The sequence below is a fragment of the Pseudoalteromonas sp. S3178 genome (assembly GCF_005886985.1).
GTDB lineage: Bacteria > Pseudomonadota > Gammaproteobacteria > Enterobacterales > Alteromonadaceae > Pseudoalteromonas > Pseudoalteromonas carrageenovora.
On sequence record NZ_PNCW01000439.1, the window covers coordinates 1 to 307 of the forward strand.

1 protein-coding gene is annotated in these 307 nt (G+C 47.6%); it reads left to right on the forward strand.

Going from position 1 to position 307, the window contains the following annotated elements:
- On the forward strand, positions 1 to 307 hold a 307-nt coding region (locus tag CWC11_RS21655; RefSeq protein WP_171038510.1), incomplete at both ends, for a TonB-dependent receptor plug domain-containing protein.

Here is a 307-nt window from a genome sequence, read left to right on the forward strand (position 1 = left end):
TGCCTTCCATGACAGCGTTGTCAAGTCTCTCAGTAATAAACGCCACAATCAACAAGTTTCAGATACGATCAGTGCTGAAGACATAGGTAAGTTTCCAGATAAAAACGTGGCAGAGGCGCTGCAACGGATCACCGGTATCTCACTCTCTCGAGCACAAGGTGAAGGTGAACGGATTGGCGTGCGAGGCACAACCCCCGAGCAAAATAGGACCTATTTGAATGGTCAATATCTCGCCTCCGCTGACTGGTGGATCTCAAGTCAGCCAAGCCGTGGCTTTAATTTTACTTTATTACCCAGTGAAATAGTC